The 17806-nt window shown below is 60.1% G+C and carries 16 protein-coding genes; 6 read left to right on the forward strand and 10 right to left on the reverse strand.

Translation table 11 applies throughout. From position 1 onward, the window contains the following. Positions 1–10: 10 nt before the first annotated feature. Positions 11–1498, reverse strand: a complete 1488-nt coding sequence (locus I5L03_RS09590) for a DEAD/DEAH box helicase (protein ID WP_197921575.1) — start codon at positions 1496–1498, stop codon at positions 11–13. 436 nt (positions 1499–1934) lie between these two features. Here I5L03_RS09590 and I5L03_RS09595 point away from each other — a divergent pair, with 436 nt between their 5' ends. Beyond that, complete coding sequence (locus I5L03_RS09595; RefSeq protein ID WP_197921576.1) at positions 1935–4274, forward strand: TonB-dependent receptor; 2340 nt, start codon at positions 1935–1937, stop codon at positions 4272–4274. 7 nt (positions 4275–4281) lie between these two features. Here I5L03_RS09595 and I5L03_RS09600 read toward each other — a convergent pair whose 3' ends face one another. The 3 genes from I5L03_RS09600 to pgi are packed head-to-tail and all read right to left on the reverse strand — an operon-like array spanning position 4282 to position 6825. Then, positions 4282–4761 (reverse strand): TspO/MBR family protein, encoded by a 480-nt coding sequence (locus I5L03_RS09600; protein ID WP_197921577.1) that lies wholly within the window; start codon positions 4759–4761, stop codon positions 4282–4284. Continuing rightward, entirely contained in the window at positions 4758–5300 is a 543-nt protein-coding gene (locus tag I5L03_RS09605) for a hypothetical protein (protein WP_197921578.1), read from the reverse strand. The genes I5L03_RS09600 and I5L03_RS09605 overlap by 4 nt, the downstream gene beginning before the upstream one ends. 4 nt (positions 5301–5304) lie before the next feature. Next, on the reverse strand, positions 5305–6825 hold the full coding sequence (gene pgi, locus I5L03_RS09610; protein WP_197921579.1) for a glucose-6-phosphate isomerase: 1521 nt from the start codon (positions 6823–6825) through the stop codon (positions 5305–5307). Between the two features lie 121 nt (positions 6826–6946). On the opposite strand from pgi, the gene lepB reads away from it, so the two are divergent. The 3 genes from lepB to era are packed head-to-tail and all read left to right on the forward strand — an operon-like array spanning position 6947 to position 9362. Beyond that, complete coding sequence (gene lepB, locus I5L03_RS09615; RefSeq protein ID WP_197921580.1) at positions 6947–7795, forward strand: signal peptidase I; 849 nt, start codon at positions 6947–6949, stop codon at positions 7793–7795. Then, on the forward strand, positions 7792–8463 hold the full coding sequence (rnc, locus tag I5L03_RS09620; RefSeq protein WP_234035192.1) for a ribonuclease III: 672 nt from the start codon (positions 7792–7794) through the stop codon (positions 8461–8463). Before lepB ends, rnc begins: the two co-directional genes overlap by 4 nt. Next, positions 8460–9362: a GTPase Era gene (era, locus tag I5L03_RS09625; protein ID WP_197921582.1), complete on the forward strand. Its 903-nt coding sequence runs from the start codon at positions 8460–8462 to the stop codon at positions 9360–9362. Before rnc ends, era begins: the two co-directional genes overlap by 4 nt. A 25-nt stretch (positions 9363–9387) precedes the next feature. Here era and I5L03_RS13595 read toward each other — a convergent pair whose 3' ends face one another. From I5L03_RS13595 to plsY, 6 genes are all read right to left on the reverse strand, one after another. Beyond that, the gene (locus I5L03_RS13595) at positions 9388–10044 is read right to left on the reverse strand and encodes a response regulator (protein WP_197921583.1); all 657 of its coding nucleotides are present in this window, start codon (positions 10042–10044) and stop codon (positions 9388–9390) included. 17 nt (positions 10045–10061) lie between these two features. Next, complete coding sequence (locus I5L03_RS09635) at positions 10062–10304, reverse strand: hypothetical protein (protein WP_199803279.1); 243 nt, start codon at positions 10302–10304, stop codon at positions 10062–10064. 85 nt (positions 10305–10389) lie between these two features. Beyond that, positions 10390–12942: a type I DNA topoisomerase gene (topA, locus tag I5L03_RS09640; protein WP_197921584.1), complete on the reverse strand. Its 2553-nt coding sequence runs from the start codon at positions 12940–12942 to the stop codon at positions 10390–10392. 95 nt (positions 12943–13037) lie between these two features. After that, complete coding sequence (locus tag I5L03_RS09645) at positions 13038–13694, reverse strand: hypothetical protein (RefSeq protein WP_197921585.1); 657 nt, start codon at positions 13692–13694, stop codon at positions 13038–13040. Positions 13695–13718: 24 nt separating this feature from the next. Further along, positions 13719–14843 (reverse strand): DNA-processing protein DprA, encoded by a 1125-nt coding sequence (gene dprA, locus I5L03_RS09650; protein WP_197921586.1) that lies wholly within the window; start codon positions 14841–14843, stop codon positions 13719–13721. After that, positions 14840–15451 (reverse strand): glycerol-3-phosphate 1-O-acyltransferase PlsY, encoded by a 612-nt coding sequence (plsY, locus tag I5L03_RS09655; protein WP_197921587.1) that lies wholly within the window; start codon positions 15449–15451, stop codon positions 14840–14842. The genes dprA and plsY overlap by 4 nt, the downstream gene beginning before the upstream one ends. An 84-nt stretch (positions 15452–15535) precedes the next feature. Here plsY and murI point away from each other — a divergent pair, with 84 nt between their 5' ends. Both murI and hemA read left to right on the forward strand, forming a co-directional pair. Beyond that, the gene (murI, locus tag I5L03_RS09660; RefSeq protein ID WP_197921885.1) at positions 15536–16330 is read left to right on the forward strand and encodes a glutamate racemase; all 795 of its coding nucleotides are present in this window, start codon (positions 15536–15538) and stop codon (positions 16328–16330) included. Positions 16331–16488: 158 nt separating this feature from the next. Continuing rightward, positions 16489–17709 carry a 5-aminolevulinate synthase gene (hemA, locus tag I5L03_RS09665; RefSeq protein WP_197921886.1) on the forward strand — a complete coding sequence of 407 codons (1221 nt, stop codon included), beginning with the start codon at positions 16489–16491 and terminating at the stop codon, positions 17707–17709. The last annotated feature ends 97 nt before the right edge of the window (positions 17710–17806 follow it).

Genomic DNA, 17806 nt, shown 5'->3' on the forward strand with positions numbered 1-17806 from the left:
TAAGATTGGCTTAGCCTTGGCGCGATGAATTGCCCTGACCGCGACTTCCACCAGCGCCGCGATTGCGATTGCCGCCACCGCTGCGCCGATTGTTGAAGCTGCGACCGCCAGAGTTGCTTCCACCGCGATTGCCGCCTGGCTTTCCGCCACGGGACTGACCGCCCTGACCGCCACCCTGCGGGCCGTGATTAGGCTTGCCCTTGCGCGCAGGATGCTTCTTTTTGGGAGCAGCAGCGCCGCCGCCCTCGCCCCGCATCGCTGCGGACTTGCCGCGCGGCTTGGGGTGTATGCGTTTCTGCTTCGTCGGCTGCGCCCGCTTCGTGGGACCGACACCTTCGACAACAGCACGGAAGTTTTCAGGCAACGGCAAGCGATCGAATTCGGCATCGGTCGTCTTGCTGATGTCCTTCAGATAGGCACGCTCGTCCTCTGCGCAGAAAGCAATCGCAATCCCGTCCGCACCTGCTCGCGCCGTGCGGCCGATGCGGTGCACGTACTGCTCGGGCACATTGGGTAGCTCGTAATTGATGACATGGCTGACACCGGGGATGTCGATCCCGCGTGCGGCAACGTCGGTCGCGATCAGCACCGGCGTCTTCGCCCGCTTGAACTCGTCGAGCGCGCGCTGGCGCTGCGGCTGGCTCTTATTGCCGTGAATGGCATTGGCAGCGATGCCGACCTGCGAAAGCTTTTTCACAATCCGGTCACAGCCATGCTTTGTACGCGCGAAGATGAGAACGCGCTCGAACTTGCCGGGCACTTGGTGGCGACCCGACAGGATCAGTTCGAGCAGGCTCTGCTTCTCATCCGCCTGCACCATAAACAGATACTGGTCGATCCGCTCTGCCGTCGTGCTTTCGGGCGTGACGCTGACCTGTGCCGGGTTTTTGCAATAGCCGGAGACAAGCTCCTTGATCTGCTTTGGCATGGTGGCGCTGAAAAACAGCGTCTGGCGCTCCGCGGGGGCAAGCTCACGAATGCGGCGCAGCGCATGGATGAAGCCGAGATCGAGCATCTGGTCAGCTTCGTCGAGCACGAGGATCTCGAGACCCGAAAGGTTGAATGCCTTCTGGTCGATCAGATCGAGCAGGCGGCCCGGCGTTGCGACAAGGATGTCAGTGCCGCGGTGCAGCTTGTTGCGATCCTTGTTGACGCTGGTGCCGCCGACGATCGAGTGGACCTTCAGGCCAGCGAGCGCGCCGTAATCCTTTGCGCTCTGGGCAATCTGACCTGCCAGCTCACGCGTAGGAGCCAGCACGAGCATACGGCAGGACTTGAACGGGATGCGGTTGTCCGCTGCGCGCAGATTGTCGATGCTGGGCAGCATAAAGGCAGCCGTCTTGCCGGTACCTGTCTGCGCAATACCCAGCAGGTCGCGGCCTTCGAGCACAGGCGGAATGGCCTGCGCCTGGATCGGCGTCGGCGTGTCATATCCCTGCATGTCGAGTGCCTGCATGACAGGCTGCGACAGACCGAGATCGGAAAATTTGGTAGTCATAATATGTATTAAACTCGCAATATATGCGGCGCGCTATCCGAAATCCTGGGTGGATTCCGGGCGCGGCGCGGGTGTCAAAACGACCCGCGTGAAAAGGGAAGTCTCAGGAAAAGGACCGAAGGGCTGCCGGGGCTTGATGGCTTTCTCACCATCGCCGCTTCACGCTGGCGCTCTCTTCGATGAGCGTCATGTGGATGCTGCAGTGCAAAAAGTCAATGCACCGGCGTGTCGCGCACTTCGAAGACAGGTCGCACGGCGGACACAAGTGTCACCAATTCACAACATTGTAAGCAAGGTTTCACATTTCCCCACAGGTGCAGGATTGACCCGCGCCACTCCTCGGTGGCTATCCGTAAATACCTTTCGTCCCGTCGGCTCTGCCGATTCTTGTCATTTTGCCTGCCGGAACGCCTTTCCCGGCCCGAATGAGAGCTTCATGATGACCAAGCGCGCAATTTCTCTCCTCACCTCTTCGTCCATCATTTCCGCGATGATGATCGCCGCTCCGGCCACTGCGCAAGATGCGCAGGAAGCTGAACAGGAGACCGGCCTCGGCGAAATCATCGTCACCGCTCGCCGCAGCGAGGAAAACATCCAGGACGTGCCGATTTCGGTGACGGCCATCGGTGAAGAAGCGCTGACCGCAATCAACTCCAGCGGGCAGGATATTCGCGCGCTTTCGGGCCGTGTGCCCAGCCTCACGATTGAAAGCTCTTTCGGGCGGACTTTCCCGCGCTTTTACATTCGCGGCCTCGGCAATACCGATTTCGATCTGAACGCCTCGCAACCCGTCAGCCTGGTTTACGACGACGTCGTGCTGGAAAACCCGATCCTGAAAGGCTTCCCGGTTTTCGACATGCAGCAGGTCGAAGTCCTGCGCGGACCGCAAGGCACGCTGTTCGGTCGCAATACGCCGGCGGGCATTGTGAAATTCGATACGGTCGAGCCGAACTATAATCTCGGAGGCTATGCGCAGGCATCCTATGGCAGCTTCAACGCGGTGAATGCGGAAGCTGCCGTCAACGTCCCACTTGGTGATACAGCTGCGCTTCGCATTTCCGGCCTTTACCAGCGGCAGGATGACTGGGTCGACAATGTTCTGCCCTCAGGCACGACGGAAGATGCATTTGGCAGCTTCGATGAATTCGCCGTTCGCGTTCAGGCGCTGTTTGAGCCGACAGACACATTCGAAGTCTTGCTGACGGGCCAGCTGCGCGATCTCGACGCGACCGCGCGCCTGTTCCGCGCCAATAATTTCACCCGCGGTGAGGAAGGCCTTAACGCCAATTTCGATCGCGATCAGGTGTCAATCGACGGCCAGAACGGCAATGAAGTTCAGACGCAGAACCTCGCCGCTCGCCTGACGCTGGATCTCGGCGCTGTTTCGATCATCTCGGTGACCAGTTACTGGCATGGGGAGCTGGAATCGGTCGGCGATATTGATGGCGGCTTCGGCGCCAACTTCCTTCCGCCCGAACTTTATGGTCCTGGCGAAATTCCCTTCACCGCGGAAACGCAAGACGCGATCCCCAGCCTCGACCAGTTTACGCAGGAAATCCGCATCGCCAGCAATGGCAGCGGTCCGCTGAGCTATCAGGCCGGCATTTTCTTCTTCGACGAATCCCTCGATATCGTCAGCACGAATTTCTCGACACTGGGCGATCCCCTGAACGCGCCGGGCGGCGTGAACATCGTGGTCAGCCAGCGTCAGGAAAGCGAAGCATTCGGCGTCTTCGGATCGGTCACGTACGATCTGACCGACCAGCTGAGCGTCACCGGCGGCATCCGCTACAATGATGACAGCCGCGATTTCGTCGTGGTGCGCAGCCAGGATACGCAATTCCCCACATTCCTGCAGGGCCCGCTCGGCACGGTCACGCGCGATGTGAGCGACGACAATATAACCTGGGATCTCAGCGCGACCTATGAGGCATCGGAGGATGTGAACCTCTACGCCCGCGTGGCACGCGGCTATCGCGCTCCCAGCATTCAGGGCCGCATACTCTTCCCGCCTGCCACTGCCACTCCGCTGGAAGATGGTGTGACGATCGGCGATTCCGAAACAATCACCTCCTACGAAGCAGGTATCAAGACGACCTTCTGGGATGGGCGCGCGCGGGTGAACCTAGGCGGCTTCATCTATGATCTAAACGATGCGCAGCTAACGGCTGTGGGCGGCAACGTGAATGCGAACCGCCTGATCAATGCCGACAATGTGCGCGGATATGGTTTCGAACTCGATGCGCAGCTCGCCCCGGCGGACGGCCTCACATTCACCGCTGGGCTCAGCTACAACGACACCGAGATTCAGGATAGCGACCTCACCACTGCTGCTTGCGGCGGCACACGAGTCGATACGTTCCCGGATGTCTCGCTGTGTACAGTTCTCGATCCGATCGTGACCCCTGCTGCACCTTTTGCGGCCGCCATCGTGAACATCGACGGCAACAGCCTGCCGCAGGCGCCCAAATGGATTGCAAACTGGACGGCGCGCTATGAATTCCCGGTGGGTGACGGCGATGTCTATATCTTTACCGACTGGGCATACCGCTCGCAGATCAACTTCTTCCTCTACGAAAGCGTCGAATTCCAGGATGACAGCCTGTTGGAAGGCGGCCTGCGCGTCGGCTGGGAGAACGACCGATACGAAGTCGCGGTCTTCGCACGCAACATCACCGATGATGAAAGCGCCGTGAGCGGCATCGACTTCAACAACCTCACCGCAATGGTCAACGAACCGCGTGTATTCGGCATTTTTGCCGGAGTGCGGTTCTAAGCGGGTTTCAGGCTTCGCCGCCGAACGGCTTGTTCAGCTGGACGATTTTCCAGTTGAGCACGGTGGCGAAGCTGACCCACGCGAGATAGGGCACGATCAGCCATGGCGCGAGGTCATCGTATCGGCCAAGCGTCAGCACCAACGCGAGTACGCTCGCCCACAGGATAGGTACTTCATACAGCGCCCAATCGGGCCGCTTGAGTGTGAAGAACATCGGCGACCAGACGAAATTGGCGACGCCATTGATCACGTAAAGCGCGATGAGCAGCGATGTCTCACCCACCGCCTCGGCCCCGTCCCAACTGCGCACGAAGGCCCATGCGGCCAACGCAAAGATCGTTGTCCATGCCGGGCCGAATAGCCAGTCAGGCGGCTGCCAGCTCGGCTTCTTGAGATCGTAATACCACTCGCCAATCGTGGTGAGCAGCCCTCCCCCCGCCGCGAGAATGAGCGCCCATGCGATGGCGAAGATGAGGGGGAAGGTCATTCGCTCGGCGCTTCGAAGTCACGATGGACGTAAGGCGCTAATAACACAAAATCCTGGGCCTGAAGTAACAGGATCGTCTTCAATCGATCTTGCACCGTAAAGGCGTCGACGTAGACGTTGAAGATGCTGCCCCACATGTCACTGCCACAGTGGCCCATCTCGATGGCATTTCCTTTCAGCATATCACTGCAAAGCCAAGGGCCGCGCTGGCCCCAATACATGCCACCAACCGCATCTCCTTCGCCGTCTCCGACCATATTGAAGCCCTCCGTCGTCAACAGTTGGCCAAGGACTTCGGCGATTGCTTGTGGCTCTTCGTAGTGAAAACCGCCCTCTGAACTGACGACCGAAAGCGTGGCACCTTCGGCCAGCAGGTCTCTCGCCGCTACAAATTCGCCTCGGGCGAGCAATGCAAAGAATTGACCCGGGGCTGTCAGGTGATCGGTTGGAGCTGGCGAACAAGCCGAAACTCCAGCGCTTGCAGCAAGGGTGGATGCGACTGCAGCGCCAACAAACAAGTCTCTGCGTGTCATTGGCATTGCATCAACCCACCCCCGCGGCCTTCAGCAGCGCTTCTGTACTCGCATCAAATCGCTCGCCGCCTTTCTCGATCTTCTTCGCGATTTCCTTGCCGAGTTCGACGCCGAACTGGTCGAAGGGATTGATGTCCATCAGCACCGCGTTGGCGAAGGTGCGATGTTCGTGAAAGGCGATCAGCGCACCGAAGGTGGCCGCGTCGATATCGTCGCACAGGATTGTCGCGCTGGGGCGGTTGCCCGGATAGTTGCGGTGCGGATCGTCTGAGCTTTTGCCTGCCATCAGCGCCGCGCCTTGGGCGAAGCAGTTCATCAGCAGGATCGTGTGGTGCGCCGCGTCCAGCGTGTCGCCCGGCTCGATGCTGGCGATGAAGTCGATCGGCACCAGATGCGTGCCTTGGTGGAGAAGCTGGAAGACGGCATGCTGCGCGTCCGTCCCCACTCCGCCCCAGGTGATCGGCGCGGTTGGGCCGCTGGGTTTGCCATCCACCGTCACGCTCTTGCCGTTCGATTCCATTTCGAGCTGCTGGAGGTAATCGGGCAGCAGCCGCAGCCGCTCATCATAGGCAAACACCGCGCGGGTCTGCGCCCCTTTGATCCGGGCATAGAGCAGGTCTGCAAAGGCTGCGCGGAGCGGCAGATTGTCGCGCCCGTCAGTGTCGCGAAAGTGCTGGTCGAATGCCGCTGCGCCATCGAGCATGGCTTGAAAATCTTCCCAGCCCACGGCGACCGCCACGGGAAAGCCGATGGATGACCACAGTGAATAGCGCCCGCCGACGCTTTCGGCGAAAGGCAGGATGCGCGTTTCGTCCACGCCCCATTCCACGGCTTTCTCCGGCGCAGCAGTGAGCGCGATCACGCGGCCGCTCGCATCGGAAACGCCATTGTCAGCGAGCCATTTGAGCGCGCTCTGCGCGTTGGTCATCGTCTCGATCGTGGTGAACGTCTTGGAGGCGACTGCGACGAATGTGGTCTGCGGATCGCAGGCTTCGAACGCTTCTTCCAGCGCTACACCGTCAATGTTGGACACGACATGGACATCCACCAGCGGCAGGTCCCGCGCGAGCGCGTCTACAGCAAGGTCCGGCCCCAGCGCGCTGCCGCCGATGCCGACATGGATCAAATGCTTGATTTCGCCGAACGCACCTTCGTGCAAAGCGTTGACGAGGAGCCGCATGCGCTCGCGCAGTGCCTCTGCTTCCTCGACCGAACTGTCTTTGCCGACCCCGCGCAGCGCGGAGTGCTCTGCGGCGCGGCCTTCCGTGGGATTCACGACCTCGCCAGCGAACATCTTCGCACGCATCTCGGCAAAATCGCTCGCCCTGGCCAGAGCTTCGAAATCGGCGAGAATCTCGTCGGTTAGATGCGTCTTCGACCAGTCGAACAATATGCCCGGCATGTCTCCGCCCAGCTCCAGCCGCGTTGCCAGCTTGTCGACCCGGTCACAGTCGTCTGCGAACAGTTCTTCCAGCGTCGGATCGGGATGGAGAGCAACCTTTTCCCAGGCTTCATCGCGCGACAGGGCCAAAACCAAATCCTTTCTAGCAGCTTCGTCACACGGCTAGGCGCTTCGCATCCGAATGAAAACCGCGAATTGCTATGCGAAGCATGCTTGACCTTCGCCGCGCTGCGCAACATGACCCAAACCGATGACTGAAGAGCATATCAGAGAGATCGACGAGCCCGCCGGTGCGAAGAGCAAGCCGGAGGCGAAAGAAGAAAAAGAAGACTGGAAAAGCTTCGGCTGGTTCCTGGTCAAGCTGGTGATCGTGGTGCTGATTTTCCGCACCTTCTTCTTTACCAGCTTCAATATTCCGTCGGAAAGCATGATGCCGCGCCTGCTGGTTGGCGATTACCTGTTCAGCCAGAAATGGTCCTACGGTTATTCCAGCGCCTCGCTCCCCTTTGGAATCGACGCGGGCGACGGGCGGATCTTCGGTAGCCAGCCGAATCGCGGCGACATCGTGATTTTCAAGCATCCGATCGATCGCTCCGACTATATCAAGCGCGTCATCGGCCTGCCGGGCGATACGGTGCAGATGGTGGACGGCGTATTGCATCTGAACAGCGCACCTGTCGGGATGGAGCGCATTGAGGATTATGTCCTGCCCGTAACGCCCAACCACCAGTGCAGGGCGCAGCGCTTCGCCACCACCACAGAAGACGGCGCGCCAGCCTGCGCCTATCCGCAGTTCCGCGAGACGCTGCCGGGCGGTGCCTCCTACAACATCATGGATCTGGGCGAATTGCCGCAGGACAACACCGCGCCCGTGGTCGTGCCCGAAGGCATGCTTTTTCTGATGGGTGACAATCGGGACAACTCGCTCGACAGCCGCTTTCCCGCAGAGCCGGGTCGCGGGATTGGCCTCGTGCCGCAAGAAAACCTCGTCGCCGAAGCCAGCTTTATGTATTGGTCCACCGATGGGAATGCCGAATGGCTGCTGCCGTGGACGTGGTTCTCGGCTGCGCGCTGGGGCCGGATCGGGGACGGCATTTGAGCAAGCTCGACCGCGCGACGCGTGACTGGCTGGAGGATGCTGGCTTTGCCGTGAATGACGAGAGCCTGTGGCGTGAAGCGCTGACCCATGGCAGCACCGGCGAAGCGCGCGACTACCAGCGGCTCGAATTCCTGGGCGACCGCGTCCTTGGCCTTACCATCGCGCATCGGCTGTATGAGACTGGCCGGAATGATGAAGGCCGCATGGCGCAGCGCCTGAACGCACTCGTCAGCAAGCAGACCTGCGCTGACCGCGCCCGCGACATCGGTGTCTCCGATCATGTCATCATGGGCAAGCAAGCCCGCGAGGACGGCGCACAGAATAGCGACAATGTGCTTGGCGACATTATGGAAGCCCTGCTGGGTGCCAGCTTTCTTGAGAACGGCTTTGCCCGCACAGAGCAGCTTATCTGCGATTTGTGGGAAGACCCGCTCAACGGAAAAACCGGCAAGAGCAAGCATCCAAAAAGCGCCCTGCAGGAATGGGCAGCGGGCAATCAGCGCAGGCCGCCCGAATACGAAGTGACCGACGTGCAAGGCCCCGACCATGCACGCCGCTTCACCGTCAAGGTGAGCGTTTACAAAGTCGGTGAAGTCGAAGCGACCGCCAGCGGAAAGCGCGATGCGGAAACCGAAGCCGCAAAACTGTTTATGGAGAAATTCGGATGAGCCAGCCAGAGACCAAATGCGGCCTAGTTGCCGTGATCGGTGCTCCCAACGCGGGCAAGTCCACGCTGGTCAACCAATTGGTGGGCCAGAAGGTTGCAATCACTTCCGCCAAGGCGCAAACGACCCGCGCGCGTCTACTGGGCATAGCACTGCATGAGGGCACACAGATCCTGCTGGTCGATACACCGGGAATTTTCGAACCCAAGCGCAGGCTGGATCGCGCGATGGTGAGCGCCGCATGGGAAGGCACCACCGCTGCCGACGCTGTGTTGCTGGTCGTCGATCCAGTCAAGCAGCGCCGGCACGAGCTGATGCCCTTGCTGGAATTGCTGAAAGACCGCCCGGAGCGCAAGATCCTCGTGCTCAACAAGGTCGACGTGAGCAAAAAAGAGCCGCTGCTGGAGCTGGCGCAGGAATTGACCCAGATCGCCGATTTTGCGGAGATTTATTTCGTGTCCGCGCTGACCGGCGATGGCGTTCCCGAGCTGAAAGAGCATCTCGCTTCGCTGATGCCAGAGGGGCCTTGGCACTATCCCGAGGATCAGGTGTCAGACGCGTCTGAACGCCTGCTCGCTGCGGAAGTGACGCGCGAACAGCTTTACCGGCAGCTGCACGAAGAATTGCCGTATGATGCCGCCGTGCGCCCAGAAAGCTACGAACAGCGCGAGGATGGAAGCGTTGAGATCCGGCAGCAGATTGTGATTGCGCGAGATAGTCAGAAGCCCATCGTGCTGGGCAAAGGCGGTAGGCGTATCAAGGAAATTGGTGAAGCGGCGCGCAAGGAACTTGCCGACATTCTCGGCCAGAAAGTCCACCTCTTCCTTCATGTGAAGGTGGATGAACGCTGGGCAGAGAACCGCGAAATGTACGAGGAAATGGGACTCGACTGGGTAAAATAAAATTGCCGGAGCAGCCCTACCCGCCTCAGATCACGCCAAGCTTTTGCAGTTTCGACGTAATAGCCGCCTCATCGAACGGTTTGACGATATAATCATCCGCCCCGGCGCCAATGCCCTTGTGGATGTCGCCCGCCTCACCTTTTGATGTGCAGAATACGACTTTTACCGCTCCCCCACCCGGCTTTTCGCGCAGCGCGGTAACGAAGCTTGGGCCGTCCATGACGGGCATGTCCCAGTCTGTCAGGACAAGATCAGGCATGGTCTGTTTACAGCGCAGGAGCGCTTCTTCGCCGTGTTCGGCCTCGATTACGGTGAAGCCCAGATCGCTCGCGATCTTGCTTGCGACTTTGCGGATCACCCGGCTGTCATCGACTACCAGGCAGGTTTTGCCCGATGCTTGAGGCTTAGCGCCGCCCGAACGCGCCGCCTTGGCCGCTTCGACGATGGCATCGGTATCGTTGGCTGGGGTATCATTTGCAGGCGCACTGGCCGGGGCCGCCTCGAGCGGAGCCTCTTCGGTCAGGTCAAGCACGTCCTCAACCTGCTCGAACTCCTGCTCTTCCAGCTCTTCAGCTGCGGCTGCCTGCGAAGCCTTGCGGTTGGCGGCGAGACGCTCAGCCAATGTCGGAGGAGCGGCCTTGCTGGCGCGGGGACCGGTGCTGCGCTTGATCAAATGTTGCATGGCATTGCCTCCCCTACTCAGAACCGTCCGCCGGCAACGGCGGTTGGCATGGTTGCAGCGGAAGCGGCGCGAACGTGGAGATATGGCGTCCAGACATCGCCAAACTCGGCTTTCTGATACCAGACGTCGAGCACGTCGTAGGTTTCGTAAACGCCCGTGTCTTCGCGCAGGCGAATGCTTTCGCCAATGCGCGGCACGGAAGCAAAGCGCAGTCGCTGCTGCGACTGGTGCGTTTCGTTCTGAATTTCAATCTCGATCACGGTGCAGGCCCTTCAGTGAGAAAGGCCTGCCTACCGCTCAAGGGTTGAGGATTTACAAACGCCGGAAAGCCGAGCGCGAAAATGGTTACTTTTTTGCAGCCGCCTTCTTTTTGGCCGGTGCCTTTTTCTTCGCGGCAGGTTTCTTCTTGGCAGGAGCCTTTCGTTTCTTTTTCGCAGGCCCTTTGGCCGCTTTTTCCGCGATCAGGGCGAGCGCCTCATCCAGCGTCAGGCTGTCCTTGTCCTTATCCTTCGGGATCGTCGCATTGACATTGCCGTCGGTAACATACGCACCATAGCGACCATCCATCAGCTTCACGTCGTCGCCCGCCTCGGTCTTTCCGAACACTTTTAACGGTTCGCGGCTGCCCCGCCCGCGCCCGCCTTTGCTGGCGGCTTCGGCGAGCATGGTGACGGCTGCATTCATCCCGACATCGAAGACATCGCGCGTGCCTGACAGTTTCGCATATTTGCCGTCATGTCGAAGATATGGACCGTAGCGACCGATAGCCGCTTCGATGTCCTTGCCGGTTTCCGGGTGCTGACCAACGATGCGCGGCAGACCGAGCAGCTTCACCGCCCATTCGAGATCGAAATCATCGAGGTCCTTCGGAATTGAGGCGCGCTTGGCTTCCTTGCCCTCTCCGATCTGCACATAGGGGCCGAAGCGTCCCGACTTGCGTTCGATGACTTCACCCGTTTCGGGGTGTTCGCCCATCGCGCCGTCGTCTGATCCGTCATCCTTGCCGGGTTGGCCGAATTTCCGGCGGAATGTACATTCCGGATAATTGTCGCAGCCGATAAAGGCGCCGTAGCGGCCGCCGCGCAGATGGAGTTCGCCGCCATCGCGCCCCTGCTCTGCACACAGCGGGCACCAGCGCGGCGCATGGCCATCCTCGCGTTCGGGGAAGAGAAAGTCGGACAGGAATTCATCGAGCACTTCGGTCACTTCCGAAGGCTGACGCTCCATCACTTCATCGCTCTTCGGTTTGAAGTCTCGCCAGAAATTGCTCAGCAATGTCTTGTATTCAGCGCGGCCGCCGGAGACATCGTCAAGCTCCTCTTCCATCTCCGCCGTAAAGTCGTAGGCGACATAGCGCGGGAAAAAGCGTTCGAGAAATGCTGTTAGCAGGCGGCCAGAATCCTCTGCGAAGAAACGGTTTTTCTCCATGCGCACGTAATCGCGATCACGCAGCGTCTGGATTGTCGAGGCATAGGTCGAAGGCCGCCCGATGCCGAGTTCTTCAAGCCGTTTGACGAGGCTAGCTTCGGAGAAGCGCGGCGGTGGCTGGGTGAAGTGCTGGACCGCTTCGACCGCTTTCTTCGCCGGGCTATCGCCCTTGCGCATCACCGGCAGCAGATTGTCATCGTCGCTGTCCGATTTGTCGTCGAAGCTTTCTGAATACACCGCAAGGAAACCGGGGAATTTCACCACCTGCCCGGTCGCGCGCAGTTCATGCTTGCCAGTCGGATCGCGCATGGTGACGGTGGTGCGCTCAAGCTGGGCGGTCGCCATCTGGCTCGCCATCGCGCGCTTGTAGATCAGATCGTAAAGCTTCGCCTCGTCACCAGAGCCCGCGCGATCGCGGCTGAAATTGGTAGGACGGATCGCTTCGTGCGCTTCTTGCGCGTTTTTCGCCTTCGACTGATAGAAGCGCGGCTTTTCCGGACGATACTCCTCTGAGAAACGCTCCGAAATCGCATCGCGCGCAGCCATGATGGCGCTCATGTCCATTTGCACACCGTCGGTACGCATGTAGGTGATCGCGCCTGCCTCATACAGAGATTGCGCACAGCGCATCGTGTGGCTGGCGGAGTAACCGAGCTTGCGCGCCGCTTCCTGCTGCAAGGTCGACGTGGTGAATGGCGGCGCGGGGCTGCGCTTGAGCGGTTTGGTCTCGACCTCTTCCACTGTGAAGCGGCCGTCCTCGACAGCTTTTTTCGCAGCGTCGGCAGTGCCCTTGTCGCCGATGGAAAGCCGCTCCAGCTTCTTGCCGTCATAGCGCACCAAACGGCCATCGAATGCCGTTCCATCGTGCTCCATCTTGGCCGTGACCGACCAATACTCGTCCGCCTTGAAGACTTCGATTTCGCGTTCGCGCTCACAGATCAGGCGCAGCGCGACCGACTGCACACGTCCCGCCGATTTCGCACCAGGCAGCTTGCGCCACAGCACCGGGCTGAGCGTAAAGCCAAAAAGGTAGTCCAGCGCGCGGCGACCAAGGTAAGCGTCGATCAGGTCCTGATCGAGCTCGCGCGGCGATTTCATCGCTTCGGTCACCGCCTGCTTGGTGATTGCGTTGAACGTTACCCGCTCGACATTGGACGGCAGTGCCTTGCGCTTTTTCAGCAGCTCGAGAACGTGCCAGCTGATCGCTTCGCCTTCACGGTCAGGGTCGGTCGCCAGAATCAGGCGATCACTGTCCTTCGCCGCATCGGCGATGGCTTTTACCTGTTTGCGATTGCGCTGGTCGGAATAGACCTCCCAATCCATCGCAAATTCCTCGTCCGGGCGCACGCTCCCATCCTTGGGCGGCAAATCGCGGACGTGGCCATAGCTAGCGAGAACCTTAAAGTCCTTGCCCAGATATTTCTCGATGGTTTTCGCCTTGGCTGGCGATTCTACGATGACAAGTTGCATGATGTCCTGACGGTGTCCCTACACGTGTACGTACGCGCGAGGATGATGCGGGTTTCACGAGTTCGTCAAGCGGGTGAAGCGCAGACGCTGCAAAATCAAGAGAAGACTTCGGACAGCGTCGCCGTCTCGTCACTTAACTTCTCGTAAGCTGCCATCGAAAGGCCAGCGAGCATCACCGGCAGTACGTGCACCCATATCCAGATTAGGTCGTCGGTAAAGTAAATTCCGGCGAGCTCTGCCAAGGCCGTCAGCACACCGAAGGCGATAATCCAGACGGTGCAGATCAGCGTGGCAGCAAGCGTCAGATGAACGGTGTTATTGTAGCTCGCGCGCCAGCTATCGCCGATAGCCTCGATCAAGTTCTGCCGCCGCGCGACGAGGAAAGTCGGCGCCATGATCCATTTGCCGATCAGGATCAGGCCCGGAATGACGAAGAAGTTGAGACCGATTGAAATGGGGATGGACAGCAGCACGGCCAATACGGCGAACTCGACTGTCCGCCAGCCGCTGTCATGCATCATCCCGGCTTTGCGCAGCATCGCCTGATACAGCATGTATTGCGCGACGAAATAGCCGGCCAGCACAGCGAGCATGAAAAGAAAGTCAGGAATGAGGCTGTTCGTGGGCAGCAAGGTTAGCGCGGCAAAGATCAGGAAATATATCGCCAGCTCACGCTTGATTGTGCCGAGCGCGCGAAAAGCCCCACCGAGCAATTCGCCGACATTCGCCTGCTTTTCCTGGATAAACGCCATTTTCGCCGACCCACACCAATCCGCTCAGCCGACAAGGCTGACGCGTCCGGCTGCATGTCTGACGAGTTTTCCTGCGATCTCAAGCTCCAGGAGCGCCATTTGCACAGCGCCGGCGCTTTCGCCGGATTGGCGGATCAGCTCATCCACGGCGACGGGAGCGGTGGTGAGCATGCTGGCGATATCGGCGCTGTCGGTGCTTTCATCTGCCTCGAAATCGAGAAAATCTGCGGTGTGAACGGGTTCGCGGAAGCGCGAGCGTGGCACGCCATCGAAGCCGGAAAGCAGCTCCACCACATCCTCTGCCGATTGCACCAGGACAGCGCCTTCGCGGATCAGGTGGTTGCAGCCCTGACTGCGCGCTTCGAGCGGACTTCCTGGGATTGCCATGACTTCGCGCCCCGCTTCGCCCGCTAATCTCGCGGTGATGAGCGACCCTGAGCGCGGCGCCGCTTCGACCACAAGCGTACCGATGGCGAGCCCTGCGATGATGCGATTGCGCTTCGGGAAGTGCTGGCCGCGCGGCTGCGTACCCGGCGCCTCTTCTGCGATGAGCAAGGCATCGCTGGCGATCTGCTCCTGCAATTTGGCGTGCTGCGGCGGATAGGCGATGTCGATTCCGCTGGCGATCACCCCGATGGTGTGCGGCATCGCGCCTTCGTGGCAAGCACCGTCGATTCCTCGGGCGAGACCGGAAACGACGGTGAAGCCCGCCTCTCCCAACTCACGAGAAAAATCGCGCGCCAATTTTACCGCTGCGGCAGAGGCATTGCGTGCACCGACCATCGCGACGCATGGCTTTGCCGCCAAGGCCATATCGCCCCGAACGGTGATGATCGGCGGCGCTCCATCGATTTCTGCAAGCAGAGCCGGATAATCGGGGCTGTCATGAAAAACATAGCGCGCCCCGGCCCCGCGCGCGACGCTGACTTCGTTTTCGATCCGTACACGAGGCGCAGGCTTGTAGTCGCGCTTCGCCCCGCGCTGAGCGAGGTCGGGCAAAGCCTCCAGCGCTTGCACCGCCTTACCGAAGCGTTTGAGAAGCTGGAAATAGGTGACCGGGCCGATATTGGCGGAGCGCAGCAGGCGAATGCGGGCGAACGCCTCTTCCTGCGAAATCCGCTCCGGATTGGTAGTCACCGCTTCGCTCACGTCTTGCTGCCGACTTTCGGTTCCTCACCGCGCATCAGCCGCCCGATATTGGCGCGGTGCAGCCAGATAATGAGGACGGCAATGGCTGCGAGGACGGTGATGAAATGCTCGTAGCCCAGCACAGCTGCGGCGATAGCAGCGGCGCAAACCGCGCTCATTCCGGCGACGGAACTGATGCGGAAGATGGCCAGCACGGCAATCCACACCAAGGCATAGGCAAGGCCGATGGGCCAGGCGAGGCCAAAGCTGACGCCTGCATTTGTCGCAACGCCCTTCCCGCCCTTGAAGCCTAGCCAGACCGGGAAGCAGTGACCCAGAACAGCTCCGATGGCCGCGAGCGGAACCGGCCCCCATGATGCTTCTGGCAGCGAAGTGCCTTGATCAAAGATTGCTAAAGCAATCAGCACTGGCACCAGCCCCTTGGCGAAATCGAGCAGGAGCGTCGCCGCTGCGAGCCATTTGCTGCCCGTCCGCAGGACATTGGTAGCGCCGATATTGCCCGATCCGATCGAGCGGATATCGCCTTTGCCAGCGGCTTTTGCGAGCAGCAGACCGAAGGGTATCGAGCCCGAGATGTAACCGAGCAGCAAAGCGAGCACATGATCCATGCGCAGGACCCTAGCCTTTCGCCAAACACTTGGGAAAGCCCAAACTTGTCGAAATCGGAGGAACCCATTACGCGCATGAGCCACATGGAAATTCCCGCTTCCTCTCCCATTCTGCTGTTCGATTCCGGTCTGGGCGGGCTGTCGGTGCTGTCCGCCCTGCGAAAGACGCTGCCAGATGCGCCGGTAATCTACGCCGCAGACACTGCCGGCTTGCCCTATGGCGAGAAAAGCGAGGCAGAGATCGCAGCGCGGGTTGCAGGCCTGCTGGGCCGGATGAGCGAGCGATTTTACCCGCGCCTGATCTGCATTGCCTGCAACACCGCATCGACCATAGCGCTCGGCATGGTGCGGGATGTGCTGCATGTCCCGATTGTCGGCACCGTCCCGGCGATCAAGCCAGCTGCTGCAATTACCAAGACAGGCACGATCGGCCTCCTCGGCACGGCTGCAACGATACGTCAGCGATATGTCGACGACCTTGAAGCGAAGTTTGCTCAGGACAAACGCCTGATCCGCCACGCCGCGCCTGAGCTGGTCGGGGCTGCCGAAGCCAAGCTGCGCGGCCATACGCCGGACGTGGCTATCTTCGAGCGCGCCATCGCGGGGATGAAAGCCACTACCGATGGAGTGGAAATCGACACAGTGGTGCTCGCCTGCACGCACTTCCCGCTTGTGCAGGCGGAACTGGCCGCGCAGATGAAAGTTGGCGTGCAGTTCATCGATGGCGCAGAGGGCATTGCGAAGCGCATCGCATCGCTTACTCAGGGACAAACATTTGAGCGAAGCGATGCCGACAAAGCAGTCGTGACCGGCGCGGTGGATGACGCGCTCCCAGCCGCTCTTGCTCCCTACGGCATCGGCAGCGTTACGCAGTTCTGATACGTGTTTTCGGGCAGGTGTGGATGCGCCTCCCCTCGGAGCTGCGATTTGTTGAGAATCCCTCGCAAACTTCGCCCTTCAAACACCCGCGATGTTTGACTAAGTGGCATTCGCAAATGGCCGTGCCCGCTACGCACGGCGCCGTTTGGACGCTGACCTTGAATTACGATCAGATTTTCGATTCCGCGATTGACCGCCTTCACACCGAAGGTCGGTACCGTGTGTTTATCGATATTCTGCGTAACAAGGGCGCATTCCCGAATGCGCGCTGCTTTGCAGGGCATAATGGCCCGAAGCCCATCACCGTGTGGTGCTCAAACGATTACCTGGCAATGGGCCAGCACCCGAAGGTCATCGGCGCGATGGAAGAGGCGCTGCACGATGTTGGCGCAGGCTCCGGCGGCACGCGTAACATCGGCGGCAACACGCATTACCATGTCCAGCTGGAGCAGGAACTGGCACAGCTTCACGGCAAGGAAGCCGCGCTGCTTTTCACCAGCGGATATGTCTCGAACGACGCCACGCTGTCGACGCTCGCGAAGCTGCTGCCGGGCTGCATCATCTTCTCCGATGAGTTGAACCATGCGAGCATGATCGCCGGGATCCGCAATTCAGGCTGCGAAAAGCGTGTTTTCCGGCACAATGACCTCGCCCATCTCGAAGAGCTGTTGGCCGCTGAAGATCACGATACGCCCAAGGTCATTGCATTCGAAAGCGTATATTCGATGGATGGCGATGTCGCGCCGATCCACGCGATTTGCGACCTCGCAGAGAAGTACAACGCCCTCACCTATATCGACGAGGTGCACGCTGTCGGCATGTATGGCGATCACGGCGGCGGCATTTCGGAGAGAGACGAGGCAGCGCACCGCATCGACCTGATCGAAGGTACGCTGGGCAAGGCGTTCGGCGTCATGGGCGGCTATGTCGCCTCCAGCCAGAAAGTCATCGACTGCATTCGCTCCTACGCGCCCGGATTTATCTTCACCACCTCACTCAGCCCCGCGCTTGTTGCAGGCGTGCTGGCGGCCGTTCGCCACCTCAAGCAAAGCAGCGCAGAGCGCGAGGCACAGCAGGCCAATGCCGCGCTTCTGAAAAAGCATTTCCGCGATGCCGGACTGCCGGTGATGGACAGCACCACGCATATCGTCCCGCTGATGGTAGGCGATCCGGTGCGGGCGAAAAAGATCAGCGACATCCTGCTCGCCGAATACGGTGCATATGTGCAGCCGATCAACTTCCCCACAGTGCCGCGCGGTACGGAGCGGCTGCGCTTCACGCCCGGCCCCGCCCATACCGAAGCGATGATGGCTGAGCTGACTGAAGCCCTTGTCGAAATCTGGGATCGGCTCGAACTGGAATTGCGCGAAGCTGCGTAGTTTCGCGGTGGTGTTCGCCACCCAATCTTAAATCCATAGTAACCAAAATCCGCCATAATCGATGCAGAAGACCGGGAAACCCGGCGCAAAGGATAAT

It is taken from the genome of Aurantiacibacter sediminis (assembly GCF_016019885.1).
GTDB lineage: Bacteria > Pseudomonadota > Alphaproteobacteria > Sphingomonadales > Sphingomonadaceae > Alteraurantiacibacter > Alteraurantiacibacter sediminis.

Excerpts from the sequence above, each read along its gene's own strand:
- I5L03_RS09590 (WP_197921575.1), bottom strand. The coding sequence starts at position 1,498 with ATGACTACCAAATTTTCCGATCTCGGTCTGTCGCAGCCTGTCATGCAG.
- I5L03_RS09595 (WP_197921576.1), top strand. The coding sequence starts at position 1,935 with ATGATGACCAAGCGCGCAATTTCTCTCCTCACCTCTTCGTCCATCATT.
- I5L03_RS09600 (WP_197921577.1), bottom strand. The coding sequence starts at position 4,761 with ATGACCTTCCCCCTCATCTTCGCCATCGCATGGGCGCTCATTCTCGCG.
- I5L03_RS09605 (WP_197921578.1), bottom strand. The coding sequence starts at position 5,300 with ATGCCAATGACACGCAGAGACTTGTTTGTTGGCGCTGCAGTCGCATCC.
- lepB (WP_197921580.1), top strand. The coding sequence starts at position 6,947 with ATGACTGAAGAGCATATCAGAGAGATCGACGAGCCCGCCGGTGCGAAG.
- era (WP_197921582.1), top strand. The coding sequence starts at position 8,460 with ATGAGCCAGCCAGAGACCAAATGCGGCCTAGTTGCCGTGATCGGTGCT.
- I5L03_RS13595 (WP_197921583.1), bottom strand. The coding sequence starts at position 10,044 with ATGCAACATTTGATCAAGCGCAGCACCGGTCCCCGCGCCAGCAAGGCC.
- topA (WP_197921584.1), bottom strand. The coding sequence starts at position 12,942 with ATGCAACTTGTCATCGTAGAATCGCCAGCCAAGGCGAAAACCATCGAG.
- I5L03_RS09645 (WP_197921585.1), bottom strand. The coding sequence starts at position 13,694 with ATGGCGTTTATCCAGGAAAAGCAGGCGAATGTCGGCGAATTGCTCGGT.
- plsY (WP_197921587.1), bottom strand. The coding sequence starts at position 15,451 with ATGGATCATGTGCTCGCTTTGCTGCTCGGTTACATCTCGGGCTCGATA.
- murI (WP_197921885.1), top strand. The coding sequence starts at position 15,536 with ATGGAAATTCCCGCTTCCTCTCCCATTCTGCTGTTCGATTCCGGTCTG.